This is a genomic window from Pseudomonas sp. zfem005 (genome assembly GCF_032621735.1).
GTDB classification, from domain to species: domain Bacteria; phylum Pseudomonadota; class Gammaproteobacteria; order Pseudomonadales; family Pseudomonadaceae; genus Metapseudomonas; species Metapseudomonas solani.
In genome coordinates this window covers 14,486-38,566 of sequence record NZ_JAVYJE010000018.1, presented here as the reverse complement: position 1 = coordinate 38,566, position 24,081 = coordinate 14,486, and the positions used below count along the sequence as shown (strand labels likewise).

General features: G+C 66.7%; 24 protein-coding genes. 7 read left to right on the top strand and 17 right to left on the bottom strand.

All coding sequences use genetic code 11. The features are described from left to right. The gene (sdhD, locus tag RTW82_RS29720; protein WP_021216847.1) at nt 1-369 is read right to left on the bottom strand and encodes a succinate dehydrogenase, hydrophobic membrane anchor protein; all 369 of its coding nucleotides are present in this window, start codon (nt 367-369) and stop codon (nt 1-3) included. Then, nucleotides 363-737, bottom strand: coding sequence for a succinate dehydrogenase, cytochrome b556 subunit (sdhC, locus tag RTW82_RS29715; protein WP_081711608.1), 375 nt, complete (start codon nt 735-737; stop codon nt 363-365). The genes sdhD and sdhC overlap by 7 nt, the downstream gene beginning before the upstream one ends. A gap of 362 nt (nt 738-1,099) precedes the next feature. Between sdhC and gltA the strand changes: the two genes are divergently transcribed. After that, nucleotides 1,100-2,389, top strand: coding sequence for a citrate synthase (gltA, locus tag RTW82_RS29710; RefSeq protein ID WP_021216845.1), 1,290 nt, complete (start codon nt 1,100-1,102; stop codon nt 2,387-2,389). A 233-nt stretch (nt 2,390-2,622) separates the two neighbouring features. Here the strand turns inward: gltA and RTW82_RS29705 are convergent, their stop codons facing one another. The 3 genes from RTW82_RS29705 to RTW82_RS29695 all read right to left on the bottom strand — a co-directional run bounded on the left by RTW82_RS29705 (nt 2,623) and on the right by RTW82_RS29695 (nt 5,938). Next, the gene (locus RTW82_RS29705; protein WP_043245665.1) at nt 2,623-3,237 is read right to left on the bottom strand and encodes an START domain-containing protein; all 615 of its coding nucleotides are present in this window, start codon (nt 3,235-3,237) and stop codon (nt 2,623-2,625) included. A gap of 46 nt (nt 3,238-3,283) precedes the next feature. Then, nucleotides 3,284-3,559, bottom strand: a complete 276-nt coding sequence (locus RTW82_RS29700; RefSeq protein ID WP_043245692.1) for a YkgJ family cysteine cluster protein — start codon at nt 3,557-3,559, stop codon at nt 3,284-3,286. Nucleotides 3,560-3,694: 135 nt separating this feature from the next. Next, complete coding sequence (locus RTW82_RS29695; protein WP_316927337.1) at nt 3,695-5,938, bottom strand: alpha-glucosidase; 2,244 nt, start codon at nt 5,936-5,938, stop codon at nt 3,695-3,697. 71 nt (nt 5,939-6,009) lie between these two features. On the opposite strand from RTW82_RS29695, the gene RTW82_RS29690 reads away from it, so the two are divergent. Further along, entirely contained in the window at nt 6,010-6,351 is a 342-nt protein-coding gene (locus tag RTW82_RS29690) for a DMT family protein (RefSeq protein ID WP_043247147.1), read from the top strand. Nucleotides 6,352-6,400: 49 nt separating this feature from the next. Here RTW82_RS29690 and RTW82_RS29685 read toward each other — a convergent pair whose 3' ends face one another. Then, nucleotides 6,401-7,345, bottom strand: coding sequence for an NAD(P)-dependent oxidoreductase (locus tag RTW82_RS29685; RefSeq protein ID WP_410478876.1), 945 nt, complete (start codon nt 7,343-7,345; stop codon nt 6,401-6,403). Between the two features lie 49 nt (nt 7,346-7,394). On the opposite strand from RTW82_RS29685, the gene RTW82_RS29680 reads away from it, so the two are divergent. Next, a complete protein-coding gene (locus RTW82_RS29680) occupies nt 7,395-7,943 on the top strand; it encodes an exonuclease domain-containing protein (RefSeq protein ID WP_021216839.1) in 549 nt (182 codons plus the stop codon). A gap of 89 nt (nt 7,944-8,032) precedes the next feature. Next, a complete protein-coding gene (locus RTW82_RS29675) occupies nt 8,033-8,314 on the top strand; it encodes a pyrimidine/purine nucleoside phosphorylase (protein WP_021216838.1) in 282 nt (93 codons plus the stop codon). Between the two features lie 117 nt (nt 8,315-8,431). On the opposite strand, the gene RTW82_RS29670 is transcribed toward RTW82_RS29675, so the two are convergent. The 6 genes from RTW82_RS29670 to RTW82_RS29645 all read right to left on the bottom strand — a co-directional run bounded on the left by RTW82_RS29670 (nt 8,432) and on the right by RTW82_RS29645 (nt 14,349). Continuing rightward, entirely contained in the window at nt 8,432-9,541 is a 1,110-nt protein-coding gene (locus tag RTW82_RS29670) for a saccharopine dehydrogenase NADP-binding domain-containing protein (RefSeq protein ID WP_316927335.1), read from the bottom strand. A gap of 22 nt (nt 9,542-9,563) precedes the next feature. Beyond that, on the bottom strand, nt 9,564-11,336 hold the full coding sequence (locus RTW82_RS29665; protein ID WP_316927334.1) for an ABC transporter transmembrane domain-containing protein: 1,773 nt from the start codon (nt 11,334-11,336) through the stop codon (nt 9,564-9,566). Between the two features lie 71 nt (nt 11,337-11,407). Next, on the bottom strand, nt 11,408-11,848 hold the full coding sequence (locus RTW82_RS29660) for a thiol-disulfide oxidoreductase DCC family protein (RefSeq protein WP_043246484.1): 441 nt from the start codon (nt 11,846-11,848) through the stop codon (nt 11,408-11,410). Between the two features lie 90 nt (nt 11,849-11,938). Further along, entirely contained in the window at nt 11,939-12,517 is a 579-nt protein-coding gene (locus RTW82_RS29655; RefSeq protein WP_043246483.1) for a DUF1287 domain-containing protein, read from the bottom strand. A gap of 2 nt (nt 12,518-12,519) precedes the next feature. Beyond that, a complete protein-coding gene (locus RTW82_RS29650; RefSeq protein ID WP_021216833.1) occupies nt 12,520-12,918 on the bottom strand; it encodes a GFA family protein in 399 nt (132 codons plus the stop codon). A 291-nt stretch (nt 12,919-13,209) separates the two neighbouring features. Further along, a complete protein-coding gene (locus tag RTW82_RS29645; RefSeq protein ID WP_316927333.1) occupies nt 13,210-14,349 on the bottom strand; it encodes an ATP-NAD kinase family protein in 1,140 nt (379 codons plus the stop codon). A 194-nt stretch (nt 14,350-14,543) separates the two neighbouring features. Here RTW82_RS29645 and RTW82_RS29640 point away from each other — a divergent pair, with 194 nt between their 5' ends. After that, nucleotides 14,544-14,720, top strand: coding sequence for a PA1571 family protein (locus RTW82_RS29640; RefSeq protein ID WP_021216831.1), 177 nt, complete (start codon nt 14,544-14,546; stop codon nt 14,718-14,720). Between the two features lie 75 nt (nt 14,721-14,795). On the opposite strand, the gene pdxB is transcribed toward RTW82_RS29640, so the two are convergent. After that, nucleotides 14,796-15,938 (bottom strand): 4-phosphoerythronate dehydrogenase PdxB, encoded by a 1,143-nt coding sequence (gene pdxB / locus RTW82_RS29635; RefSeq protein WP_316927380.1) that lies wholly within the window; start codon nt 15,936-15,938, stop codon nt 14,796-14,798. A 305-nt stretch (nt 15,939-16,243) separates the two neighbouring features. Between pdxB and RTW82_RS29630 the strand changes: the two genes are divergently transcribed. Then, on the top strand, nt 16,244-17,617 hold the full coding sequence (locus tag RTW82_RS29630; protein WP_316927379.1) for an MATE family efflux transporter: 1,374 nt from the start codon (nt 16,244-16,246) through the stop codon (nt 17,615-17,617). Nucleotides 17,618-17,676: 59 nt separating this feature from the next. On the opposite strand, the gene tusA is transcribed toward RTW82_RS29630, so the two are convergent. Further along, nucleotides 17,677-17,916 (bottom strand): sulfurtransferase TusA, encoded by a 240-nt coding sequence (gene tusA / locus RTW82_RS29625; RefSeq protein WP_021216828.1) that lies wholly within the window; start codon nt 17,914-17,916, stop codon nt 17,677-17,679. A 90-nt stretch (nt 17,917-18,006) separates the two neighbouring features. Beyond that, nucleotides 18,007-19,062, bottom strand: coding sequence for a 23S rRNA (cytidine(2498)-2'-O)-methyltransferase RlmM (gene rlmM / locus RTW82_RS29620; protein ID WP_316927332.1), 1,056 nt, complete (start codon nt 19,060-19,062; stop codon nt 18,007-18,009). Nucleotides 19,063-19,277: 215 nt separating this feature from the next. Here rlmM and acnA point away from each other — a divergent pair, with 215 nt between their 5' ends. Beyond that, on the top strand, nt 19,278-22,019 hold the full coding sequence (acnA, locus tag RTW82_RS29615) for an aconitate hydratase AcnA (RefSeq protein WP_316927331.1): 2,742 nt from the start codon (nt 19,278-19,280) through the stop codon (nt 22,017-22,019). 147 nt (nt 22,020-22,166) lie between these two features. On the opposite strand, the gene RTW82_RS29610 is transcribed toward acnA, so the two are convergent. Together RTW82_RS29610 and RTW82_RS29605 are read right to left on the bottom strand one after the other, a co-directional pair. After that, nucleotides 22,167-23,141: an alpha/beta hydrolase gene (locus RTW82_RS29610; RefSeq protein WP_316927330.1), complete on the bottom strand. Its 975-nt coding sequence runs from the start codon at nt 23,139-23,141 to the stop codon at nt 22,167-22,169. A 92-nt stretch (nt 23,142-23,233) separates the two neighbouring features. Further along, nucleotides 23,234-24,064: an undecaprenyl-diphosphate phosphatase gene (locus RTW82_RS29605; protein WP_271658334.1), complete on the bottom strand. Its 831-nt coding sequence runs from the start codon at nt 24,062-24,064 to the stop codon at nt 23,234-23,236. Nucleotides 24,065-24,081 lie beyond the last annotated feature (17 nt).

The window sequence follows — 24,081 nt, the reverse complement described above, 5'->3', positions numbered from 1 at the left end:
TCAGATACCCCACAGAATCTGCACGCCCCAGACGAAGTACGCGAACATGGTGATGCCGCAGACCGCCTGGAACAGGAAACGCACAACGGTTGCCCACTTGCCCAGCGCCATCGGCGTCAGGTAGTCAGTGGAGATGGTCCACATGCCAACCCAGGCATGTACACCGAGTGCAACCAGCCCGAGGAGGCTGAAGATGCGCATCCAGTTCTGGGAGAACAGACCATGCCAGTCAGCATAGGTCAGGCCGGGATTCGCTACGAGGTAGCCCAGCAGGAAAAGGAAATAAGCCGCGAGAACGACTGCAGAAACGCGCTGAGCCATCCAGTCATAGAGGCCCGAACGCGAGAAGTTCGTGACATTGGTTACCATACCCACACCCCCGCCAGCACGATCAGCACCGCGGAAATCGCGATGACGATTTTCGAGCCCAGCTTGCCGCCCTCGAGCGTCTCGCCGACACCCACATCCATTACCAGGTGGCGCACACCGGCAACCAGGTGGTAAAGCAATGCGGACAGCAGGCCCCAAATCACAAACTTGGCCAGCGGACTGGTCAGGCACGCCTTCACCTCACCGAAGCCTTCCTCGGATGCCAGCGACTTGCCGAGCGCATAAAGCAGCACAGCAATACCGACGAAAAGGATGACACCGGAGATACGGTGGAGAATGGACGTGTAAGCAGTGATTGGGAGTTTGATGGTCCTGAGATCTAGGTTTACAGGTCGTTGGCTATTCACGGCTGTTTTTTTCACACTGAGGCCCCTAACAATCAGGGCAAGTTGTCGGGAAGTGCACTGGTCAGGTACCCCTCACCAAAGGAGTGCCGACCACCAGAATACGGGCTTCAAGGCCCCTGGCGGTCGGGCGCTGAGTATAGACAGTTAGCTGACTAATGACAACGGAAAGGCCTCCCCCTAAGAGCGGATTGCGCTCCTTATATAAAAGGCGTAAATAGCGCCCTTTTTCCGCGAAAAACACCCCGCAAACCCCTCTGCCATATGGGTTTCTTCAAATTGACATTCGCATTTATCTCACTATAGTGGTGCGGGCCCTGCGTGGGGGGCTGTCTGATGATTTCAAGCATAAATAGGAGGCCGCTATGGCTGACAAAAAAGCGCAGTTGATCATCGAGGGCATTGCCCCCGTCGAGCTGCCCGTTCTGTCCGGTACCGTAGGTCCCGATGTAATCGATGTGCGGGGCCTGACCTCCACGGGTCGCTTCACCTTTGATCCTGGCTTTATGTCTACCGCCTCTTGCGAGTCGAAGATCACCTACATCGACGGCGACAAGGGTGTACTGCTTCACCGCGGCTACCCCATCGAGCAACTGGCAGAAGAATCCGACTACCTGGAAACCTGCTATCTGCTGCTGAACGGCGAACTGCCGAGCGCAGAGGAAAAGGCCAAGTTCGTTGGCACCGTCAAGAACCACACCATGGTTCACGAGCAGTTGAAGAGCTTCTTCAACGGCTTCCGCCGCGACGCCCATCCGATGGCGATCATGTGCGGCGTAGTCGGCGCCCTCTCCGCCTTCTACCACGACTCCCTGGACATCAACGACCCGCACCATCGCGAAATCTCCGCGATCCGCCTGGTCGCCAAGATGCCCACCATCGCCGCTATGGTCTACAAGTACTCCATGGGCCAGCCGATGATGTATCCGCGTAACGACCTGAACTACGCGGAAAACTTCCTGCACATGATGTTCAACACCCCGTGCGAGATCAAACCGATCAGCCCGGTACTGGCCAAGGCCATGGATCGCATCTTCATCCTGCATGCGGACCACGAGCAGAACGCCTCCACCTCCACCGTTCGCCTGGCCGGTTCGTCCGGTGCCAACCCGTTCGCCTGCATCGCAGCCGGCATCGCCGCCCTGTGGGGCCCGGCACACGGCGGCGCCAACGAAGCGGTACTGACCATGCTCGATGAAATCGGCGATGTCTCGAACATCGACAAGTTCATCGCCAAGGCCAAGGACAAGAACGACCCGTTCAAGCTCATGGGCTTCGGCCATCGCGTGTACAAGAACCGCGACCCGCGCGCCACCGTGATGAAGCAGACCTGCGACGAAGTCCTGAAGGAACTGGGGATCAAGAACGATCCGCAGCTGGAACTGGCCATGCGTCTCGAAGAGATCGCCCTGACCGATCCGTACTTCAAGGAACGCAACCTGTACCCGAACGTCGACTTCTACTCGGGGATCATCCTCAAGGCGATCGGCATTCCGACCAGCATGTTCACCGTGATCTTCGCCCTGGCGCGTACCGTCGGCTGGATCTCCCACTGGAAGGAAATGCTCTCCAGCCCGTACAAGATCGGCCGTCCGCGCCAGCTGTACACCGGCTACGAGCAGCGCGACTACGTCTCGCTCGACAAGCGCAAGTAAGACGTCCCGCTCCAGGAGAAGCCCCGCATCTGCGGGGCTTTTTCATGGGCGAAGGGTACGTCGGCAGCACTGACGGCGGACACGGGGGATCTTGAGGGCTACAACCCAGGATGCGTTGGCCTCGCGGTGCTCGGGGCCAACCTACGAAAACCACGCGCTCGGCCCGCCAATCCGGGCAGGTTGCACCAATGAAAAGGCCCCGCATCGCGGGGCCTTTTCGTGTCAGCGGCCGATCACTTCTTCTCGGCGCGCTCGCGCAGGTGGCTGAGCGTATTGAACGGCGCGTCGACCACGAAGCTGTTGGCCAGCCAGGAGGGCACGCTGCCGCCCGGCTCGGTGTGCACCTGGTAGGTCACCTCGACTTCGCCCGGACCCTTGGGCACGAACTTCCATACACCATCCACGGCGGCCACACGCACGAAGCCTTTCTCTTCCGGCACGTACTTGGGCTCGCCCTTGAGGGTGCGGGTCAGGCTGCCGTCGGCGCCTTCGGTGGTGGTGGCATGGATGACCGAGTCACGCGGGGTAACGGGCCAGGGGGTGTTGAAGCGGGTATAGGTCCAGCTGTCGGCGCCTTCCGACTTCAGCAGCTTCTGCTGCTCGCACTCGTGAATCCAGGCGCAGGAGCCGGAAACGTCCTCCTGCAGCTTGCGCAGGGTGGTGACGTCGGTTTTCAGGGTGGCGACCCCGCGATAGGCCTTGTACTTGGAGCCGGCAACCTCGCTCAGGTATACCTTGATGCCGTCCTCGTCCTTGGCCAGCTTCCAGTCCTCGGCATGGGCAGTCGAGGCCAGCAGCGCAGTGGCGCTAAAGCCGCAGATCACAGCCATTCGTTGCAGCGAAACCATCTTTGTTCTCCTTCTTATGATGACCAGCCGTCGTCCATCAGGACAGCTACTGGATAGATTGACTGACCGCCACGGCCGTCTCTTGTTCCAACCAGCCCAGCAAACGTATCGCCTCTTCCCGGCTGTCGCCACAGACAAAAAGATCGGCATCGAAGTCGGCACAGACCTTCGGCCGCTCCGGTTGGCCGAATATCGAGCAGAGATGCTCGACGGAGAGATGGATGCAGCGCTCCCCCGCCGCCTTGCCCTTGGGCATGCCGGGGATGGGTGAACTGATGGATGGCGCGATGCAACAGGCGCCACAACCTGCACGACAAATCATGATCAGGGGCCCCTCTGCAACGCTGTGGCCGACGTAGGGCGCGGATTCTACTCGCGGCCCCGGGGAAATGGGATATCCCCCAGTCAGCCGATCAGCCGCGCCATGCCCCCCAGGTCACCGCCCCCCCTTTGGCCTTCAGGAACCGCTGACGCCTCGCTGCGCCAGCGCCTTGTGCAGGGCCTCGCCCACCGCCGAGCCCAGCGGGTAGAACACCGCCGGCTGGCCGATGGGCGCCGCCACGCGTACGCGGGTGCCGGGAGCTGCCTGGTAGTGCTCCTGCGACCAGAGGTGCACCCACTCCCCCGCCGGCAGCGCCACCTCCAGGCTGTCGACACCCGGCTCCAGCACCGGTGCCACCAGCAGTTGGTCACCCAGCAGGAAGCTGCGCGGCACGGCCTCCAGGCTCGCGGGGTCATCGGGGTAGTGCAGCCAGAGCGGGCGCACCAGTGGCAGCCCGGTACGCGCCGCCTCGTCCATCAGCGTGCGGCGATAAGGTGCCAGCGCGGCGAACAGCTGGGCGCAACGGGCGAAGTGCGCCAGGCTGGCCGGCGAGTCGTAGACCTGGTGGTTGTCCGCCGGACGATTGCCCTCGTGGGTGCGCAGCAGGCTGGTGAAGGCGGAAAACTCCGCCCAGCGCTGCAACAGCTCCTCGCTGCGGTGGTAGTCCTTCAGCGGGTTGCTGATGGTGGTGTAGCCGCCGGTGTCGGCGTGATTGAGGGTGAAGCCCGAGAGCCCACCGGAGAGCAGCCCCAGCAATGCGCTGTGCAGGCCGTCCTGGGCATCCCAGGTCACTAGCTGGTCGCCCAGCCACATGCTGGTGGTCAGCCCCGGGCTGCGGCTGTAGCCGGAGCGGGTGAAGAACAGCAGCTCCCCTTCCCCGCCTGCCTCCTCCAGCAGCTCGCGGTTGAGCCGCGCCCATTCTTCGGGGAAGCGGTTGTGCAGCAGAGCCGCGTCTTCACCCGAGGCCGGGTGCGCCTCGAAGGGCAGCGCCTCGCCGAAATCGGCCATCCAGCCGGAGAAGCCCTGGCCGAGCATCTCTTCGCGCAACACGACCTTCAGCCAGCGGCGCGCCTCGGGGTTGCTCAGGTCCACCAAACCAGCGCTGAAACTGGTGTTAAGCAGGTCCAGCGGCTTGCCGTCGGCGCCCCGCATGAGGAAGCCACGTTCGCGGGCCTCACGGAACAGATTGCGCTGCTCCCCGTCCTTCTCGGTGATGTCCGCCAGGAAGGGGTTGGCATAGGCCAGGGGGCGGATGCCGCGCGCCTTGAGCTCGGCGCTCAGGGCCTGCCATTGCGGGTAGTGGCGCGGATCGAGGGTCCAGTTCCACCACAGCTGCTTGCCGAAACTGGTGCTGCGCTGGCCCACCCAGTCCTGCAGCCAGAGGCCGGCGACGGGCACCCCGGCGGCATCGATGCGCCCCAGCAGCTCGCGCACCCGCTCGGTACCGCCCTGCAGGCCGAGGATGGCGCCGTGCTGGGTCCAGTCCGGCAGCGGCGCCATGCGTCCCACCACCGAGGTGTGCGCCTGCAGCAACGCGGCGGGGCTGTCGCCGTTGTAGAGACGCGCGGTGAGGCTGCCCTGATGCACCTCCAGGCCCACCCGCGCCGGATCACGCAGGTCGAACACCTGGTAGGCGCTGGATTCGCTGAAGAAGGCACGCAGCTTCGACGTCAGGTAATAGGGCACCGGCGCGTAGCTGGTCCACCAGTCGCCTCCCGCACGGGCACTGAGGTCCGCCGCCAGGGTGATGGGCTGCAGGCCACGGCCGACGCCCTGTTCCTGCACCAGGATGGGCACGCGGCGCCCGGCCAGGTCGAAGGCGCTGAACTGCTCGCCGAAGCCGAAGAAGCGCTCGTCGGCGTCCCGTTGCCAGTTGAGATAGAGGCGGTTGAGGCGCGGGTCATCCAGCGCCACGGCCAGGCGCACACCGCGCCCGCCATCGGCCTCCAGCACCAGCGCGTAGCCACTGACGGAGCCATCGGCGCAACGCAGGTGGCCACGCAGCACCAGGCGCGGGCCGGTGCCCTGGAAGCTGTCCAGGCTTTGCTCGCGGCACAGCAGCTCGCGGTTCTCGTCGACGAACAGCGCGCCCCGGTGCTCCGCCACCTCGGCAGCGCCGATACCGGCGGCGAGGAAGCCACCCTCGGTGGCCCACAGTCGCTTGGTGGGGTTGCCCTTGGGGCTCAGCGCCAGGCCATGGCCGTTCCAGGCCAGGCGGTAGTCGCCGAACTCGAAATCACGGGGTACCGCGAAGGCCGGTGGCACCACCAGTTCGGCCAGCACGGCGCGCTGTTTCCACACCTGCAGCCCCTGCCATCCCGCCACGCCTGCCGCCGTCACCAGCAACACGGCTGCCGCCCCTTTTACCCACCTGCGCATCGCTCGCCCCTTTTCTTGTTCTGCACCGCCCTTTAGGCTGGCGCGCACTCATACATCGTGGAGTCACCGTCATGCCGGTTTGGCTGCAGACCGCCCTGCTGCTCACGCTGTCCAACGTCTTCATGACGTTCGCCTGGTACGGCCACCTCAAGACCCTGAATACCAAGCCCTGGATCATCGCCGCCCTGATCAGTTGGGGGATCGCGCTGTTCGAGTACCTGCTGCAGGTGCCAGCCAACCGCATCGGCTACACGGCGCTCTCGGTGGGCCAGCTGAAGATTATGCAGGAGGTGATCACCCTCGCGGTGTTCGTGCCCTTCAGCGTCTACTTCATGCAGCAGCCGCTGAAGCTCGATTACCTCTGGGCCGGTCTGTGCCTGCTCGGCGCGGTGTACTTTATCTTCCGCGCCTGAGGCCGGTGATGCGTGGCGCGCCGGTCATGGCGACCGATCGCGCCAGGGTTCATTTCGGGGGTTCGAGGCGGGTGATCAGGCTGGAGGTGTCCCAGCGACCACCGCCTTCGGCCTGGATCTCGCCGTAGAAGCGATCCACCAGCTCAGTGACCGGCAATTGCGCGCCGTTGCGCTGGGCCTCGGCGAAGACGATGGCGAAGTCCTTGCGCATCAGGTCCACGGCGAAGCCGAAGTCGAACTTGCCGTCGAGCATGCTCTGGTGACGGTGCTCCAGTTGCCAGGACTGCGCCGCCCCCTTGCCGATCACCTCCATGGCCGCCGTGGCGTCGAGCCCGGAACGCCGGGCGAAATGCAGTGCCTCGGAGAGCCCCTGGAGCAGCCCGCCGACGCAGATCTGGTTGACCATCTTGGTCAACTGGCCGCTACCCACCGGGCCCATCAGCCGGGTCATCCGCGCGTAACTGTCGATCACCGGTGCCGCCCGCTCGTAGAGTTCGCGCTCGCCGCCGATCATCACCGTCAACATGCCGCTCTCGGCCCCGGCCTGGCCGCCGGAGACCGGCGCATCGAGAAAGCCCAGCCCGCGCTCGGCGGCCAGCGCCGCCAGTTCGCGGGCCACCTCGGCGGAGGCGGTGGTGTGGTCCACCAGCACGCTGCCGGGCTGCATGCCGGCGAAGGCGCCCTCCTCGCCCAGTACCACGGCGCGCAGGTCGTCGTCGTTGCCGACACAGGTCATCACCAGGTCGGAACCCTGCGCCGCTTCCCGTGGCGTGGTGAAGCTGTCGCCGCCGAACTCGTCGCACCAGAGCGAGGCCTTCTCCGGCGAGCGGTTGTAGACGCGCACCTCGTGCCCCTCGCATGCGAGGTGGCCGGCCATGTGAAAGCCCATTACGCCGAGCCCGATAAAGGTCACCTTCGCCATCTCAAACCCTCCACATGTGCATGTCCCAGGAAGCCTAACACGCGGTTTGCCGAGCCGCGAAAGGCCCTCCATACTCGCCCGGAAGTTGCCGGGACACCCCACAAGCGCCAAGGAGAGCCCCATGCCGCACTGGCTGGTGATAGACCTGGAGGCCACGACCGAGGAAGGCGGTTGGCCCCTGGAAGATATGGAGATCATCGAGATCGGCGCATCGATCGTGGCTGCCGACGGCCGCGAAGTGGACCATTTCCAGCGTTTCGTACGCCCGTTGCGTCGCCCCTGCCTGACCACCTTCTGCCGCCAGCTGACCCACATCAGCCAGGCCAATGTCGACAGCGCCGCGCCCCTCGCGCAGGTCTGGCCGGCGTTCGAACGCTGGCTGCAGAACTACCAGCCGCGCCTGGTGAGCTGGGTCAGTTGGGGCGAGTACGACCGCCGCCAGCTGGAGCAGGAATGGCGCCAGCAGCAACTGGTCAGCCGCCTCGCCACCATTCCCCACGTCAACCTCAAGCAGCATTTCGCCCGCGTCCGCCAGCTCAAGCAGCCCGTGGGCCTGCACACCGCGCTGCAACTGGCCGGGCTCAGCTTCCAGGGCCAGCAGCATCGGGCCCTGGAAGATGCCCGCAACACCGCCCGCCTGCTGCCGCTGGTGCTGCCTGCCAGTTCCTGAAACGCCCCCGCCGCATTGCCTAGTGACGCTGCAAAGCGGCTTGGGCATACTGGCGGGCCCTTTTTCCAACCCTTTTCAAGGATCCCGCCATGTTCAAGGTCAACGAGTACTTCGACGGCACCGTCAAATCCATCGCCTTCGGCATGAGCGAAGGCCCCGCCACCATCGGCGTGATGGCCCCGGGCGAATACGAATTCGGCACCAGCCAGCTGGAAGTGATGCACGTCGTCGCCGGCGCCCTGACCGTCAAGCTGCCGGGCAGCGACAGCTGGGAAACCTTCGAAGCCGGCAGCAAGTTCACCGTACCGGCGAACAGCAAGTTCCAGCTGAAAGTCGCCCAGGACACCGCCTACCTCTGCGAGTACCGCTGAGTCGCAACGCGTTGAAGAACCGGCCCGAGTGGCCGGTTTTTTATTGCCTGGATGCTGGGAGCCCTGAAAGCTCCGCGATGATGGGTTTCGCTGCGCTCTACACCATCCTACGGGAGGCTATTCGCCTTCCCTGATCTCTACCTCGATGCGCATCCCCTCCAGCTCCGCCAGGTATTCGGCGCTGCTGAACAGGCCGATGCAGGGCATGGCACCGCGCTCGGCCAGGGTGCCGGCGGCGAGCTTGCGCACCAGGGCCACGGCGGCCATGCAGGGGATGTTGGGGCCGTCGTTTTCGTGGGCGACCAGTTCCCAGGTGAGCACCAGTGGCCGGCCCTGGTGGTCCAGCCCACGCAATGTCACGAACATGCCGCTGAGGCCATCGCCCAGGGGCTCCACCAGCACCGCGCCCTTGCGCAACAGCGACGCCAGGCCGACGGCGTTGCGCACCAGCCCGCCGCGCACCAGCCAGGACAGCGCCCAGGTGCCGAACTGGGTGAGGCGCAGGCCGACGCCAGCGCGGAAGCTGACATCGCGCACGCCCGGGTAGCGCGCGGGGAAGAGTTCCAGGTCGGGAATGTCGCAGATACCCACCCAGCGCGCGCCCATCGGGGCACGGAAGGCGTGGCGGCGCAGGCCCTGCCAGCCATGGATCGAGCCCCAGGCACCATCGCGCCAGAGCCGCACGGGCCGGCCGCAGTAGCCGAGCACCGCCTCCAGGGTCGACAGGCCCGGCGTCTTCTCCGAGGAGCTGATGCCGTGCTCGATGCTGTCCAGACGGCTGAAGCGCGGCAGTTGTTCGTCCACCACGGCGGCGCTGAGGCCGGGCACCGAACTGGCGCCGGCACAAATCAGCAGGCCGCGCTCGCGGGCCCGGTCATCCAGCCGGCCGATGCCGCAGACGAAGGCGCGCGCATCGGCCAGGTCGATGTAATGGCAGCCGGCGTCCAGTGCCGCCTCGGCGACTCGGTAGTCCTGCCCCTGGAAGGGCCCGACCGTGGAAATCACCACCTGGGCACCCAGCTTGCTGAAGGCCAGGGCCAACTCCGGCTGGTCGATATCCAGGCGCGCCGCCTGGCAACCGGTTTCCGCCGCCAGGGCCTGGGCCTTGGCCAGGTCACGCCCCGCGGCGATCACCTCGATGCCCTCGATGCTGCGCAGGCGCCGCACGATCAGCCGGCCGAAATTGCCGTAGCCGCCCAGCACCAGAACCTTCAATCCCTGTGTCACCCCTGACTCCCTGTAAGGCCGTTCAGGCCGGCTCGTTCGATGTGGAAAATTGCAGTTCCGCCAGGCGCGCATAGAGCGGGCTGCTGAGCACCAGCTCCTGGTGGCTGCCGATGGCGACCAGCTTGCCCTTGTCGATGACGGCGATGCGGTCCGCGCTCTTCACTGTGGCCAGGCGGTGGGCGATCACCAGGGTGGTGCGCCCGCTCATGACCTCGGGCAGGGCCTGCTGGATCAGGTGTTCGCTTTCGGCATCCAGAGCGCTGGTGGCTTCGTCCAGCAGCAGGATGGGTGCATCGGTGAGCAAGGCCCGGGCGATGGCCAGGCGCTGGCGCTGCCCGCCGGAAAGGCCGATGCCGCCGTCGCCCAGGTGCGTCTGGTAGCCCTCGGGCATGCGCTGGATGAATTCGTGGGCATGGGCGGCCCGCGCCGCAGCCTCCACCTCGGCCTGGCTGGCGTCGGGGCGACCGTAGCGGATGTTGTCCTCGACGCTGCCGAAGAACAGCGCGGGGCTCTGCGATACCAGGGCGAAGCAACGGCGCAGGTCGGCCGGGTCCAGGCGCTGGATGGGCAGGCCATCCACCCGCACCTCACCCTCGGTGGGGTCGAAGAAGCGCAGCAGCAGGTCGAAGAGCGTCGACTTGCCCGCACCGGAAGGGCCGACCAGGGCCAGGGTCTCGCCGGGGCGCACGTGCAGGTCGATGCCATCGAAGGCCAGGCTCTGCGGCCGGGTCGGGTAGGCGAAGCGCAGGCCGCGCAGCTCCAGCTCGCCTTCCACCCGCTCGGGCAGGCGCAGCAGGTCGCTCTCCGGCGCCTTGATGGTGCTGCGGGTCTGCAGCAGCTCGGCGATGCGCTCGGCAGCACCGGCGGCGCTTTGCAGCTCGCCGATCACCTCGCTGATGGCACCGAAGGCGGAACCGACGATCAGGCTGTAGAAGACGAAGGCGGCCAGGTCACCGCCGGAGATGCGCCCGGCGATCACGTCCATGCCGCCGACCCAGAGCATCACCCCCACCGCGCCGAGCACCAGCACGATGACCACGGTGATCAGCCAGGCCCGCTGGGTGATGCGCTTGCGCGCGGTGTCGAAGGCGCCTTCCACGGTGCGCCCGAAGCGCGCCCGGTCCTGGGCCTGGTGGTTGTAGGCCTGGACGGTCTTGATCTGCCCCAGGGTCTCGCCGACGTAGCTGCCGACATCGGCGATGCGGTCCTGGCTCTGCCGCGACAGCGCCCGCACCCGCCGGCCGAAGAGCAGGATCGGCGCCACCACCAGCGGCAGGGCGACCACCACGATGCCGGTCAGCTTGGGGTTGGTGACGAACAGCAGGCCGATGCCGCCGATCATCATGATGCCGTTGCGCAGCGCCAGGGACAGCGACGAGCCGATAACCGATTGCAGCAGCGTGGTATCGGCCGTGAGGCGCGACTGGATTTCCGAGGCACGGGTGGTTTCGAAGAAGCCGGGGTGCAGCTCGATCAGGTGGTTGAACACGCGCTTGCGGATATCCGCGACGAAGCGCTCGCCCACCCAGGACACCAGGTAGAAGCGGCTGAAGGTGCCCACCGCCAGCGCCACCACCAGGGCGAAGAACAGGATGATCGAATGGTTGAGGGCTTCCGGTGACTGAGTCGCCAGGCCCTGGTCCACCAGCAGGCGGATGCCCTGCCCCATGGACAGGGTGATGGCGGCGGTGAACAGCAGCGCCAGCAGCGCGCCGATCACCCGCCAGCGATAGGGAGCGACGAAGCGCGCGGCCATGCGCAGCGCATTGCGCTGGCGGGAGGAAAGCAGACCCATTGCGAGGACTCGATCGGGAGGAGGCGCCACTCTGCGGGTTTTCCCGCCGCTGCGCCAGCCGCTCTATTGCCTCAGTTGCCCGCCTGGAGGAAGCGCTGCTCGTGGTCGGGGCTCGGCAGCAGGCACACCTCGTGGCGACCAAACAGCCGATAGCGGTTCAGCGCGATGCGGTCGTAGAGCCAGTCGCGCAACGCCGCCGGGATCACCCGCAACACGCCACCCAGGCGCCAGGGCCAGGGCAGCAGGCGGGCGATGCGCAGCACCGCGTCGGAACGCACGAACAGCTCGCGGCCCTCGATGTAGGCCATGGTGTCGAAGTGGTCGGTGGGCAGGCCGTACCAGCGCAGGATGGCCTGCCCCTCGGGCGACTGCACCGAAGCCAGCTTGAACAGCCGCTCGCGGTCGTGGCGGATCAGGAAACGCGCCCAGCCGTTGCACAGCTTGCAGACGCCATCGAAGAGCACCACGCGCTCGCCGGGCTGGATGTGGGGAGGAAAGGAATCGGCGCTCATCACGCGCTCCCGGTCAGGAAAGGATGCCGTCGATACTAGGCCTTGCGCGAAAAGCCGTCGAGCACAGGCGCGGCCCGTGCTCGTGGCCCGTCAACGCTCGGCGAAGCGGTAGTGCCCGATGATTTTGTAGCGGAACAGGATGTCCTCTTCCTGGGTGCCGCGGCCGATGTTGTGCAAGGCCAGCGGTACGCCGTCGGCACCGGTGCGGTCGGAGAGGATGCCGATGTGCTGCAGGCCGCGCCCGAGGTCCCAGGTGACGATGTCGCCGGGGCGGTAGCTGGCGGCCTGATCGCTGGGGCGCAGCGCCATGCCCTGGCGCTTGAACCAGGTCATCAGGTTGGGCACGCGGCGGTGGTCGATGTTCGGATCGGGGCGCTTCAGGCCCCAGTTGCGCGGGTAGGCGGAGAAGTGGCTGCGCATGTCCTCGTGCACCACCTTCTGCAGGTCCAGGCCCTGTTCGCGCAGCGCGCGGATCACCACGTCGGTGCACACGCCGGTGGCCAGGGGCACGTCGCCGCCGGGGTAAGCGATGCGCCGGTACACCGGGTCGTAGCTCAGGGTCACGCCGATCTGGCCGCGCGCCGAATCCACCAGCCGCACGGCATCCACCGCCGCCTGGGCGCCCAGGCTGGCCAGCAGCAGGAACAGGCAAAACAGTCGCTTGAGCATGGTCAGCCCCGCCCTGCAGGGAATTGCGGCAGGGAATCCTGGATGTCCCACCAGTTGGCCCTGGACGCCACATAGGCGTGGTTGGCGGGGCGCGTTTCCAGCTCGCCTTCCAGCAGGCCGGCACGGATGCGCAGCACGCCAGGGGCTTTCTCGCTCTTGCTGTAGAGGGGCGAGCCGCAACGCTCGCAGAACACTCGCTGCTTGCCCGGCGAGGAGCTGAAGGCACGCAGCAGCTCATTCCCCGCCAGCAAGCGGAAGCGCGTCTCGTCCACCGGGATATTGGTGACGAAAGGCGTGCCCTGCGCCTTGCGGCACTGGCTGCAATGACAGATCTGGATCGGCGCCAGCTCACCCTCGATCTCGAAACGGACTCCGCCGCACAGGCAACCACCCTGGACCATCTTCTCTCTCCTTGCAGATGTGCAGCGGCAAGAGTAACGGAGCGGAAGGCAACGGAAAATGCCCGATGGTGTGAGCCATCGGGCCAAGGGTATTCAGCTGTGCAAAGGAGCCTGCCGATCCGGGATTGCGCCCCTGACGCCCCAACCATAAGCCCTGAGGAGAATGCGCCAGGTGCGCAAGCACCGGATCGGCAGGCCCGGCCAACCTTAAGGATCGGTCAGCAGCAGCGCCAGGGGCGCCCGCCTTGGGCGGTTTGCGTCGGTTCCCAGGGCGCTGTAGTCATTTGCCAGTCAGCACTCGGCGCCTGCGTCGGCGGCCCAGCCCAGCGGGTACAACAGCTCCTCCTTGTAGCCGGCCCAGACCCGCACCGCATCGGGGAAGGCGTCGTCCAGCTGCGGGTTGCCGCTGTCCACCAGCAGGGGCCGGCCGTCGAGGGTGCCGAGCTTGCGCTTGGTGGCCACCACCCGCAGCCGCTCGAGGCCGATGGCGCGCAGCACGCGCGGGCTGATCTGCTGGTTGCCGCGGCCGATGATGTGCCCCTGACCACCGATGGCGGTGACCAGGAGGAAGGCCGGGTGGCCGTCCACCAGTTCGAATAGCTGGGCCTCGGTGACATCGCGGGCAATCAGCTGGCCGTTCTCGATCACGTCCACGCCCAGCAGGGTGGCCTCCAGGCCGAGGTTGGCGGCCAGCCCGTGCAGGGTCGAACCAGGGCCGAGCACGTAGCGCACGCCCTCCTCCCAGCTTTCCGCCAGCCAGTCGGCGAGGTCCACCAGCACCAGCTCCTCGGACTCCATGCCCGCCTGCTTCACGTGCTGCATGAAATGGCCTTCCACCGGTACCGTCAGCTCGCCATACCAGCGGGCCGCCACCTTGCCCTCGCGCAGGGCTGCCTCGTCGAGGTCACGCACCTCGCCACTGGCCAGGCGGATCAGGCCGCCTTCCACCAGCCGCCGCGCCAGCTCCCCCGCCGCACGCGGGCTGATGGCGTAGACGCCGGAATGGATCTTCACCCCCGCCGGAATACCCAGCACCGGCTGGCCTTCACGGGCCACGGCGCTGACGTCACGGGCAGTGCCATCACCACCGGCGAAGAGGATCAGCGACACGCCGGCCTCCTGCAGCGCCTCCACGGCGTGGCGAGTATCGGCGGCGCTGCTGGTCGCCGCCTCCAGGGTGCCGATGAGCCGATGGCGGAAGCCCATGCGTGCCAGCAGGTCGGCGCCCATGGCGCCGGGAAAGGTGAGGAACTCCAGGCGCCCGGCCAGGGGCAGCAGGGATTCCAGCGCCAGTTGGGTGCGCTCCTCGGCGCGGGGCACGGCACCGCGCGCCAGGGCCTCCTCGGCGACACCGTCGCTGCCTTTGAGGGCAGCCGCGCCGCCCAGCCCGGCCAGGGGATTGATGATCAGGCCCATTCGGAATATCGACATGCCAACCTCTTCGCTGAACTCTCGGCCCGCGTTGCGGGTCAACCCCATGGACCGGCCGGAAAGCGCGATTGGCACAATCGCTGCAAATCTCCCCCGGTCCTTTGCTTTTACGGCGTAATACTGGCGCCTGACTGTCACTGCGCGTTCATCTATGGGACCTAGACTGCGCGCACCACCTGATGAGGAGACAGGCCATGAGCTTGCAGAACAGCACTTCCACCCGCCGGGTCGTTCCGCTTCAACCCCAGCAGCCCGTTGGCGGCTCGATCATCGATGCCCAGGGTCGGGAAATCCCCATTACCGAAGGCATGATCCAGCGCGCCTGCAAAGAGCTGGACAAGCACTGGGAAGGCGCCCGCAAACAGGCCTGATTCCCAGCGCTTCACTCGAAGGCCCGGGCATCTGCCTGGGCCTTTTCATTGTTGGGTCATTGGCGGGCCGCGGCCTCAGGCCAGCTCCGCCCCAAGCGCCCTCACCCACTGCGCCAGTTGCGGCGCCTCGCCCTGCAGGCGCACCCGCAGGCCGTCGATTTCCCGGCGCACCGGGTAGTGCTTGCGCAGGGCGTCGAAGGCCGCGCGACGCTGGTCGGAATCCCCCACCAGGCTGCGGCGGAAATCGGCATCGTCGCGGCGCGGGTCATACACCGCGCGGCAGAGCATGGCCAACGCCCAGACCGGGTCGGCGCTGGCATCCAGGGTCAGTTCCGGCAACCAGGGCGCGGGCAGCAGTTCGTCCAGCTTCACCGCTTCCTCGATGCCTTCGGCGCGGCAGAAGGCCTGGTAGATCTGCGCGGTGCCGCGCAGCTTGCCGTCCAGGCTGTAGCCGGCGATATGCGGCGTGGCGATACGGCACAGCGCGGCCAGTTCGGGATCGGCCTCCGGCTCGCCTTCCCAGACGTCCAGCACCGCGCGCAGGTCCGAACGGGCCCGCAGCGCATCACGCAGCGCCCGGTTGTCCACCACCGCCCCCCGGCTGGCATTGATCAGCCAGCAGCCGGGCTTGAGCCGCGCCAGCTCGGCGGCCCCCAGCAGGTGGTGGGTGGGATGGGCGCCGCCCTTGTCCAATGGCGTGTGCAGGCTGATGGCGTCGCACTGCTCCAGCACGGTAGCCAGGTCGACGTAGTCGCCGCCCTCGGCCGCCTGACGTGGTGGGTCGCAGACCAGCACCCGCCAGCCCAGGCCACGCAGCACCTCCACCAGGCGCCCGCCCACCTGGCCGGCGCCGACGACGCCGTAGGTGCGGGTCGAGGGCGCTACACCCTCGTCCTCGGCCAGGGTCAGCAGGCTGCCCAGGACGAAATCCACCACGCCACGGGCATTGCAGCCGGGCGCACTGGACCAGGCGATGCCGGCCTCGGCGAACCAGCCCAGGTCGAGATGATCGGTGCCGATGGTGCAGGTGCCGACGAAGCGCACCGCGCTGCCTTCCAGCAGGGCGCGGTCGACGCGGGTCACCGAGCGCACCAACAGCACCTCGGCGTCGCCCAGGGCGGCGCGGTCGATGGCGCGACCCGGCATGCGGCGGATGGGGCCGAAACCGCCGAAGAAGGCGTCGACCAGGGGGATGTTTTCGTCGGCGAGGATGCGCATGGTGCTCTCCAGGGGCAAGGCGGCCATTCTACGGAATCCCCCGGCCCGGCGTCGCCCCAACCCAGTGCATCGCCCTCTTTCCTGACCATGCCGTCAGCGCGTAGACTAGGCCGTCTTCCGCCTCCGCTGTCCCCCTATCGCCGGCAATCCCCTTGCCACGGCCAGGCCAGCGCCCGTTGCGAGCCCATCGCAGCCAGGCTTGCCCACCCTGTGGGCCACGAGCAATACGGACGCCACCGCCGTACCGGTGAACGCTTCACAGCCATGGAAAGACCCCCGTGACAAACCAAACTCGCCTCGACCGTATGCGTCGCGAATTGCGTGCTCTATTCACTCTTGCCCTGCCCATCATGATCGCCCAGCTCTCCCACTCGGCCATGGGTTTCGTCGACGCCGTGATGGCCGGCCGTGTCAGCGCGCGCGACCTGGCCGCCGTGGCCCTGGGCAACTCCATCTGGGTACCGGTGTTCCTGCTGATGACCGGCACCCTCCTCGCCACCACGGCCAAGGTCGCCCAGCGCCACGGTGCCAACCAGGATGCCGAGATCGGCCCGCTAGTGCGCCAGGCCCTGTGGCTGGCGGTGGTCGTCGGCCTCGCCGGCGCCGGCCTGCTGCTCTGCGCCGAACCCGTGCTGCGCATGATGGGCGTGGAGGAAGACCTGGTGGCTCCGAGCATGGGCTACCTCCACGGCATCGCCTTCGGCCTGCCGGCGGTGGCGCTCTACCAGGTGCTGCGCTGCTACAGCGACGGCCTGGGCCGCACCCGTCCGAGCATGGTGCTGGGCATCTGCGGGCTACTGCTGAACATTCCGCTCAACTATGTGCTGATCTACGGCCACCTGGGCTTCCCGGCCATGGGCGGCGTCGGCTGCGGCTGGGCCAGCGGCACCGCCATGTGGCTGATGTTCTTCGGCATGCTGGCCTGGGTGAACATCGCCAAGGTGTACAAGCCGAGCGGCCTGTTCAATCACTTCGAGACGCCGCGCTGGGCGGTGATCAAGCGCCTGCTGAGCGTGGGCCTGCCCATCGGCATCGCGATCTTCGCCGAGTCGAGCATCTTCGCGGTGATCGCGCTGCTGATCGGCGGGCTGGGCGCCAACGTGGTGGCCGGGCACCAGATCGCGCAGAACTTCAGCTCGCTGGTGTTCATGATCCCGTACTCCCTGGCCATGGCGGTGACCGTGCGTGTCGGCCACTCCCTGGGGCGTGGCACGCCGCGTGATGCGCGCTTCTCCGCGGGTGTAGGCATGGCCACGGCGCTGGCCTATGCCTGCCTGTCGGCCAGCCTGATGCTGCTGTTCCGTGAGCAGATCGCCGCCATCTACACCCCCGATGCCCAGGTCATCGCGGTGGCTGCATCGCTGATCGTGTTCGCCGCGTTGTTCCAGTTCTCCGACGCCATCCAGGTCACCGCCGCCGGTGCCCTGCGTGGTTATCAGGACACGCGGGTGACGATGATCCTCACCCTGTTTTCCTACTGGGGCATCGGCCTGCCCATCGGCTACCTGCTGGGGCTTACCGACTGGCTGGGCGAACCCACTGGCCCACGCGGCCTGTGGCAGGGGCTGATCGCCGGCCTGACGGTGGCGGCGGTGATGCTGACCTTCCGTGTGGCCCGTAGCGCGCGCTCGCGCATCCGCAGCAGCGACCGCGTGACGGCCCTGGCCGAACCGGCCTGACGCCACACAGCAAGAAGCCCGCGCAATGCGGGCTTCTTTTTATCGAGTCGAGGCGGGCCTCATTCGGCTTTCTTGCGGATCCAGTACAGGTAGGTACCGGCCTCTTCGCCCTGCTCCACCAGCTCGTGGCCGAGGAACATGCAGAACTTGGGGATATCCCGACGGGTCGACGGGTCGGTGGCGATGACCTTGAGCAGGCCGCCGGACGGCAGGTCGCGCACCTTGTTGTGCAGCATCATCACCGGCTCGGGGCAGTTGAGGCCGGTGGCATCGAGAATGGCATCAGGCTGATCGGACATGGGGTACTCCAGGAACAGGTCGCCATTGTGGCGTAAAAGCGCCGAGCACGCCCAGCCCGGCCGATGCCCGGCACGGCTGGGCGCGCGGCCTCAGCGGTCCAGGCGACGCAGGTGGCAGGTCACTTCCTCGCGGTCGTGATAGAGCTGCTTGCAGGCGATGGAGACCTTGATCTTGCGCTCGCGGAAGCTGTCTTCCAGGCGCTGCAGCAGGCGCTGCACCTCGGCGTAGCGCTGCTTCATCGGCAGCTTGAGGTTGACCACCGCCTCGCGGCACAGCCCCTCGCCTATCCAGGTATCCAGCAGTGCGGCATTGCGCGCCGGCTTCTCGACGATGTCGCAGACCATCCAGTCCACCGGTTGCTTGGGCTTGAAGGTGAAGCCGTCGACCATCAGGTGCTGCACCAGCCCGGTGTCCATCAGGCTCTCGGCCATGGGGCCGTTGTCGATGGCGGTGACCAGCATGCCGCGGCGCACCAGCTGGTAGGTCCAGCCACCCGGGGAGGCGCCCAGGTCGACGCCGGTCATATCCTCGGACAGGCGGGTGTCCCACTGCTCGCGGGGGATGAAGGTGTGCCAGGCCTCCTCCAGCTTGAGGGTGGAGCGGCTCGGCGCCTCGCGGGGGAACTTCAGGCGCGGGATGCCCATGGGCCAGAGCGCGGAGTTGTCCGCCTCGGCGAGACCGGCGAACACCTCGCGGCCGCTGCGGAAGGTCAGCAGCAAGCGCGGCTTGCCCGGGTCATCCACCAGGCGACCGACCTTCTCCAGGGCCTTGCGCAGGGGCGCCTCGAACTTCTTGCAGAAATTCGACAGCTCCTTGCCTTCGTTGGTGTCCAGCACCTCCAGCCACAGGCTGCCGCAGACCGGGTAGTCGGCCAGGTGCGCCAGCAGCACGCTGATGCGGTCGGTCTCGGGCAGCGCGACGAAGGCGCCGCGGGCCCACTGCCGCGGGAAGATCAGGCGGGCGAAGCGCTGGCCGCGCATCAGCCGCTCGGCGCCGTCGGCGTCCTGGCAGATGAACTCGGCATAGGCGCTGCTGGCCTTGCCCTTGGCGTAGCCGGGCACGTCCAGTCGGGCGGCCAGGTCGGATATCTCGGCGCACACCTCACCCTCGAAACCGGGGCGGCAGTGCAGGAACAGGCTATTCATCGGGGTGTCTCCTTGGCCGCGCACTATAGAGCCGAAGCGCCCGATTTCACACAGAGATCTATGGAAAATTCCTACACCAGCAGTGATGAGACAGGAGGAACCATGCTGGCGGAACGGGAGTCCAGAACATGGCGGGCCCTGCCAAGCAGAGCTAGCTTTGCAGGGTTCCGCCCCCTGTATCGGCCCATGCCGTGTGGGCCCAAAGGAGATGTCACATGCCTTCCTTGGATAGCCTGAACAGCCACCGCACCCTCGAGGTGGACGGCAAGACCTATCACTACTTCAGCCTGCCAGAGGCCGCCAAGCGCCTCGGCAGCATCGACAAGCTGCCCCTGTCCCTGAAAGTGCTGCTGGAAAACCTGCTGCGCTGGGAAGACAACGAAACCGTCGGCCCCGAAGACCTCGAAGCCCTGGTGGCCTGGCAGAAGACCCGCAGCTCCGAGCGCGAGATCCAGTACCGCCCGGCGCGGGTATTGATGCAGGACTTCACCGGCGTGCCCGCCGTGGTCGACCTGGCCGCCATGCGTGACGCCGTGGCCAAGGCAGGCGGCGACCCGCAGAAGATCAACCCGCTGTCCCCGGTGGACCTGGTGATCGACCACTCGGTGATGGTGGACCGCTTCGCCAGCCCCGAGGCCTTCGAGCAGAACGTCGAGATCGAGATGGAGCGCAACGGCGAACGCTATGCCTTCCTGCGCTGGGGCCAGAACGCCTTCGACAACTTCAGCGTGGTTCCGCCGGGTACCGGCATCTGCCACCAGGTCAACCTCGAGTACCTGGGCCGCACCGTCTGGACCCGCGACGAGGACGGCAAGACCTACGCCTTCCCCGACACCCTGGTGGGCACCGACTCCCACACCACCATGATCAACGGCCTCGGCGTGCTCGGCTGGGGCGTGGGCGGCATCGAGGCGGAGGCGGCCATGCTCGGCCAGCCGGTGTCGATGCTGATCCCCGAGGTGATCGGCTTCAAGCTCAGCGGCAAGCTGAAGGAAGGCATCACCGCCACCGACCTGGTGCTCACCGTCACCCAGATGCTGCGCAAGAAGGGCGTGGTGGGGAAATTCGTCGAGTTCTACGGCGACGGCCTCGCCGACCTGCCCCTGGCCGACCGCGCCACCATCGCCAACATGGCCCCGGAATACGGCGCCACCTGCGGCTTCTTCCCGGTGGACGAGATCACCCTGGGCTACCTGCGCCTCTCCGGCCGCCCGGAATCCACGGTCAAGCTGGTGGAGGCCTACTGCAAGGCCCAGGGCCTGTGGCGCAACGCCGGTGACGAACCGGTGTTCACCGACAGCCTGGCCCTGGACATGGGCACGGTGGAAGCCAGCCTGGCCGGGCCCAAGCGCCCGCAGGACCGGGTGCCGCTGACCCAGGTGGCCAGCACCTTCGACGACCTCATCGCCCTGCAGCTCAAGCCCAGCGCCAAGGAGGACGGCCGCCTGCTCAGCGAGGGCGGCGGCGGTACCGCCGTCGGCGGCAACGTGCAGAGCGGCGTGATGGACTACGAGTACGAAGGCCGCACCCACCGTCTGAGTGACGGCGCGGTGGTGATCGCCGCCATCACCTCCTGCACCAACACCTCCAACCCCAGCGTGATGATGGCCGCCGGCCTGGTGGCGAAGAAGGCCGTGGAAAAGGGCCTGACCCGCAAACCCTGGGTGAAGAGCTCCCTGGCGCCCGGCTCCAAGGTGGTGACCGAGTACTTCGCCGCCGCCGGGCTGACGAAGTACCTCGACGAGCTGGGCTTCGACCTGGTGGGCTACGGCTGCACCACCTGCATCGGCAACTCCGGCCCGCTGCTGGACCCCATCGAGAAAGCCATCCAGCAGGGCGACCTGACCGTGGCCTCGGTGCTTTCGGGCAACCGCAACTTCGAAGGCCGCGTGCACCCGTTGGTGAAGACCAACTGGCTGGCCTCCCCACCGCTGGTGGTGGCCTATGCCCTGGCCGGCAGCGTGCGCCTGGACATCAGCCGCGAACCGCTGGGCGAAGGCAAGGATGGCAAGCCGGTGTACCTGAAGGACATCTGGCCCAGCCAGAAGGAGATCGCCGACGCCATCGCCAAGGTGGACACCGCCATGTTCCGCAAGGAGTACGCCGAAGTCTTCGCCGGCGACGAGAAGTGGCGCGCCATCCAGGTGCCCGAATCGGACACCTATGCCTGGCAGGCTGACTCCACCTACATCCAGCACCCGCCCTTCTTCGCCGATATCGCCGGTGCGCCGCCCAAGGTGGAAGACGTGCAAAAGGCCCGGGTCCTCGCCCTGCTGGGGGATTCGGTGACCACCGACCACATCTCCCCTGCCGGCAACATCAAGGCCGACAGCCCCGCCGGGCGCTACCTGCGGGAGAACGGCTTGGAGCCACGGGACTTCAACTCCTACGGCTCGCGGCGCGGCAACCACGAAGTGATGATGCGCGGCACCTTCGCCAACATCCGCATCCGCAACGAGATGCTCGGTGGCGAGGAAGGCGGCAACACCCTGCATGTGCCCAGCGGCGAGAAGCTGGCCATCTACGACGCGGCCATGCGCTACCAGGAAGAAGGCACGCCGCTGGTGATCTTCGCCGGAAAGGAATACGGCACCGGCTCCTCCCGCGACTGGGCGGCCAAGGGCACCAACCTGCTGGGGGTCAAGGCGGTGATCGCCGAGAGCTTCGAGCGCATCCACCGCTCCAACCTGGTGGGCATGGGCGTGCTGCCGCTGCAGTTCAAGGACGGCACCGATCGCAAGAGCCTGGGCCTGACCGGCAAGGAGACCATCAGCATCCACGGCCTCAGCGGCGTCAAGCTGCGCCCGCACATACCGCTGACCCTGGAGATCACCCGCGAAGACGGCACCACGGAGAAGGTCGAGGTGCTGTGCCGCATCGACACCCTCAATGAGGTGGAGTACTTCAAGGCCGGCGGCATCCTCCACTACGTGCTGCGCCAGTTGCTGGCCAGCTGACCCGGGAGGCCTGTAGGGCCGAGCCAGAAGCGGGCGAATGAATTCGCCCCTACAGGATCGCACCTCCCGTGGGAGCGGTTTCAACCGCGATGAGCTCGGTGCCTAACAATCGCGAATGAATTCGCTCCCACCCATCACCCCGGCAGATCAGTTGCCATTCGGATAGTGCCGCGCCAGGAAGCCCAGCAGATGGGCGTTCACCTCGCGCGGCTTTTCGTTCTGCAGCCAGTGCCCGCACTCGGCGATCACATGCTGCTCCAGCGCGGGCACGCTGCGTGGCATGACTTTGATGCTGTGGGCTTCGAGGGTGCCGACCGGGTCCTTGTCGCCGATGAGGAACAACGCCGGCTGCAGCACCTGGCGGCCTTGCAGCGGCTCGGTGCGCTGCCAGCTGCGCTCGAAGTTGCGGTACCAGTTGAGCGCACCGTGGAAGCCGCGCCCCTCGAAGGTCTTCAGGTATTCGGCGAAGGCGGCCTCGTCGCACCAGTCCGGCAGCCGGCCGGGGTCCTGCATACCATCGAACAGGGTCGCGCCGGCGGGTTTGTCCTGGAGGAAGAAGTCCCGGGGCACGGCGGCGGAGCTGTTGTGCATCATCATCCGCAGGGTGCGCGGGATATCGGCATCCAGCTCACGCTCGGCGACGCCCGGCGCCTGGAAATAGAGGATGTAGTTGAAGCGGTCGGCGAAGTGCTGACGCATCGCCTCGGTGGCCGGTTGCTTCGGGCGGCCACCGAAGGGCACCGCCATGCCCACCACCGCCTTAACCCGCTGTGGCTCCAGCAGGGCCAGGTGCCAGGCCACCGGGGCCCCCCAGTCGTGGCCGATGACGCAGGCCTCTTGCTGGCCAAGGGCATCCATGGCGGCCTGGATATCGCCGCAGAGGGTGATCAGGTCATAGGCGGCGGGGTCGACCGGGGCGCTGCTGCTGCCGTAGCCGCGCATCTCCGGCACCAGCACCCGGTAGCCGGCCGCCAGCAGCGGCTCGATCTGGTTGCGCCAGGAATGCCAGCACTCCGGGAAGCCATGCAGCAGCCACAGCGGCCGCCCATTCTCGGGGCCGGCGCAATGCAGACCGAGATGGATGCCGTTGACCTCCAGCAGGCGATGTTCGAGCGCGCTCATGGGCTTTCCTTCATCCGTAGCGGTGCAGGCGCCCACTATGACAAAGGCGCGCCCAGGGGCACGCCTTTATCGATATCGCGAATGCTCGGGACTCAGCCTTGCGCGGTGGCCCAGTCGATCAGGCCGAACTGCCAGGTGGCGAGGATCAGCAAGCCGAAGCCGATGCGGTACCAGGCGAAGACGGCGTAGCTGTGGTTGCCGATGAACTTGAGCAGGGCGCGCACGGCGATCATCGCGAAGATGAACGAAACCACGAAGCCCAGGGCGAATACCGGCAGGTCCGCCGGCTGGAACAGGTGGCGGTACTTGTAGCCCGAGTAGACCGCCGCGCCGACCATGGTGGGCATGGCGAGGAAGAAGGAGAACTCGGTGGCTGCCTTGCGCGACAAGCCGAACAGCAGCCCGCCGATGATAGTGGCGCCGGAGCGCGAGGTGCCGGGCACCAGCGCCAGGCACTGGGCCAGGCCCACCTTGAGGGCCTGCTTCCAGTTCATGTCATCTACCGTCTCGGCCTGGATCGCATGCTCGCGACGCTCGGCCCACAGCATGATCACCCCGCCGATCACCAGGGCGGTGGCCACGGTTATGGGGTTGAACAGGTAGTGGTGGATCAGGTCGGCGAAGGCCACGCCCAGCACCACGGCAGGGAAGAACGCCACCAGCAGGTTGCCGGTGAAACGCTGGGCACTGCGCTCGCGGGGCAGGCCGACCACCACTTCGAAGATCTTGCGCCGGTATTCCCAGACCACGGCGAGGATGGCGCCGAGCTGGATGATGATGTTGAAGGCCTGGAAGCGCTCGCCACCGAAGCCGATCAGGTCAGCGACTATGATCTGGTGGCCGGTGCTGGAGATCGGCAGGAACTCCGTGATGCCTTCGACAACGCCCAGTATCAGGGCCTGAAAGGCCGTCCAAAAATCCATCGGAACTCCCCAAGGCG

Excerpts from the sequence above, each read along its gene's own strand:
- sdhD (WP_021216847.1), bottom strand. The coding sequence starts at position 369 with ATGGTAACCAATGTCACGAACTTCTCGCGTTCGGGCCTCTATGACTGG.
- gltA (WP_021216845.1), top strand. The coding sequence starts at position 1,100 with ATGGCTGACAAAAAAGCGCAGTTGATCATCGAGGGCATTGCCCCCGTC.
- RTW82_RS29705 (WP_043245665.1), bottom strand. The coding sequence starts at position 3,237 with ATGGTTTCGCTGCAACGAATGGCTGTGATCTGCGGCTTTAGCGCCACT.
- RTW82_RS29700 (WP_043245692.1), bottom strand. The coding sequence starts at position 3,559 with ATGATTTGTCGTGCAGGTTGTGGCGCCTGTTGCATCGCGCCATCCATC.
- RTW82_RS29695 (WP_316927337.1), bottom strand. The coding sequence starts at position 5,938 with ATGCGCAGGTGGGTAAAAGGGGCGGCAGCCGTGTTGCTGGTGACGGCG.
- RTW82_RS29690 (WP_043247147.1), top strand. The coding sequence starts at position 6,010 with ATGCCGGTTTGGCTGCAGACCGCCCTGCTGCTCACGCTGTCCAACGTC.
- RTW82_RS29685 (WP_410478876.1), bottom strand. The coding sequence starts at position 7,345 with ATGGAGGGCCTTTCGCGGCTCGGCAAACCGCGTGTTAGGCTTCCTGGG.
- RTW82_RS29680 (WP_021216839.1), top strand. The coding sequence starts at position 7,395 with ATGCCGCACTGGCTGGTGATAGACCTGGAGGCCACGACCGAGGAAGGC.
- RTW82_RS29675 (WP_021216838.1), top strand. The coding sequence starts at position 8,033 with ATGTTCAAGGTCAACGAGTACTTCGACGGCACCGTCAAATCCATCGCC.
- RTW82_RS29665 (WP_316927334.1), bottom strand. The coding sequence starts at position 11,336 with ATGGGTCTGCTTTCCTCCCGCCAGCGCAATGCGCTGCGCATGGCCGCG.
- RTW82_RS29660 (WP_043246484.1), bottom strand. The coding sequence starts at position 11,848 with ATGAGCGCCGATTCCTTTCCTCCCCACATCCAGCCCGGCGAGCGCGTG.
- RTW82_RS29655 (WP_043246483.1), bottom strand. The coding sequence starts at position 12,517 with ATGCTCAAGCGACTGTTTTGCCTGTTCCTGCTGCTGGCCAGCCTGGGC.
- RTW82_RS29650 (WP_021216833.1), bottom strand. The coding sequence starts at position 12,918 with ATGGTCCAGGGTGGTTGCCTGTGCGGCGGAGTCCGTTTCGAGATCGAG.
- RTW82_RS29645 (WP_316927333.1), bottom strand. The coding sequence starts at position 14,349 with ATGTCGATATTCCGAATGGGCCTGATCATCAATCCCCTGGCCGGGCTG.
- RTW82_RS29640 (WP_021216831.1), top strand. The coding sequence starts at position 14,544 with ATGAGCTTGCAGAACAGCACTTCCACCCGCCGGGTCGTTCCGCTTCAA.
- pdxB (WP_316927380.1), bottom strand. The coding sequence starts at position 15,938 with ATGCGCATCCTCGCCGACGAAAACATCCCCCTGGTCGACGCCTTCTTC.
- RTW82_RS29630 (WP_316927379.1), top strand. The coding sequence starts at position 16,244 with ATGCGTCGCGAATTGCGTGCTCTATTCACTCTTGCCCTGCCCATCATG.
- tusA (WP_021216828.1), bottom strand. The coding sequence starts at position 17,916 with ATGTCCGATCAGCCTGATGCCATTCTCGATGCCACCGGCCTCAACTGC.
- rlmM (WP_316927332.1), bottom strand. The coding sequence starts at position 19,062 with ATGAATAGCCTGTTCCTGCACTGCCGCCCCGGTTTCGAGGGTGAGGTG.
- acnA (WP_316927331.1), top strand. The coding sequence starts at position 19,278 with ATGCCTTCCTTGGATAGCCTGAACAGCCACCGCACCCTCGAGGTGGAC.
- RTW82_RS29610 (WP_316927330.1), bottom strand. The coding sequence starts at position 23,141 with ATGAGCGCGCTCGAACATCGCCTGCTGGAGGTCAACGGCATCCATCTC.
- RTW82_RS29605 (WP_271658334.1), bottom strand. The coding sequence starts at position 24,064 with ATGGATTTTTGGACGGCCTTTCAGGCCCTGATACTGGGCGTTGTCGAA.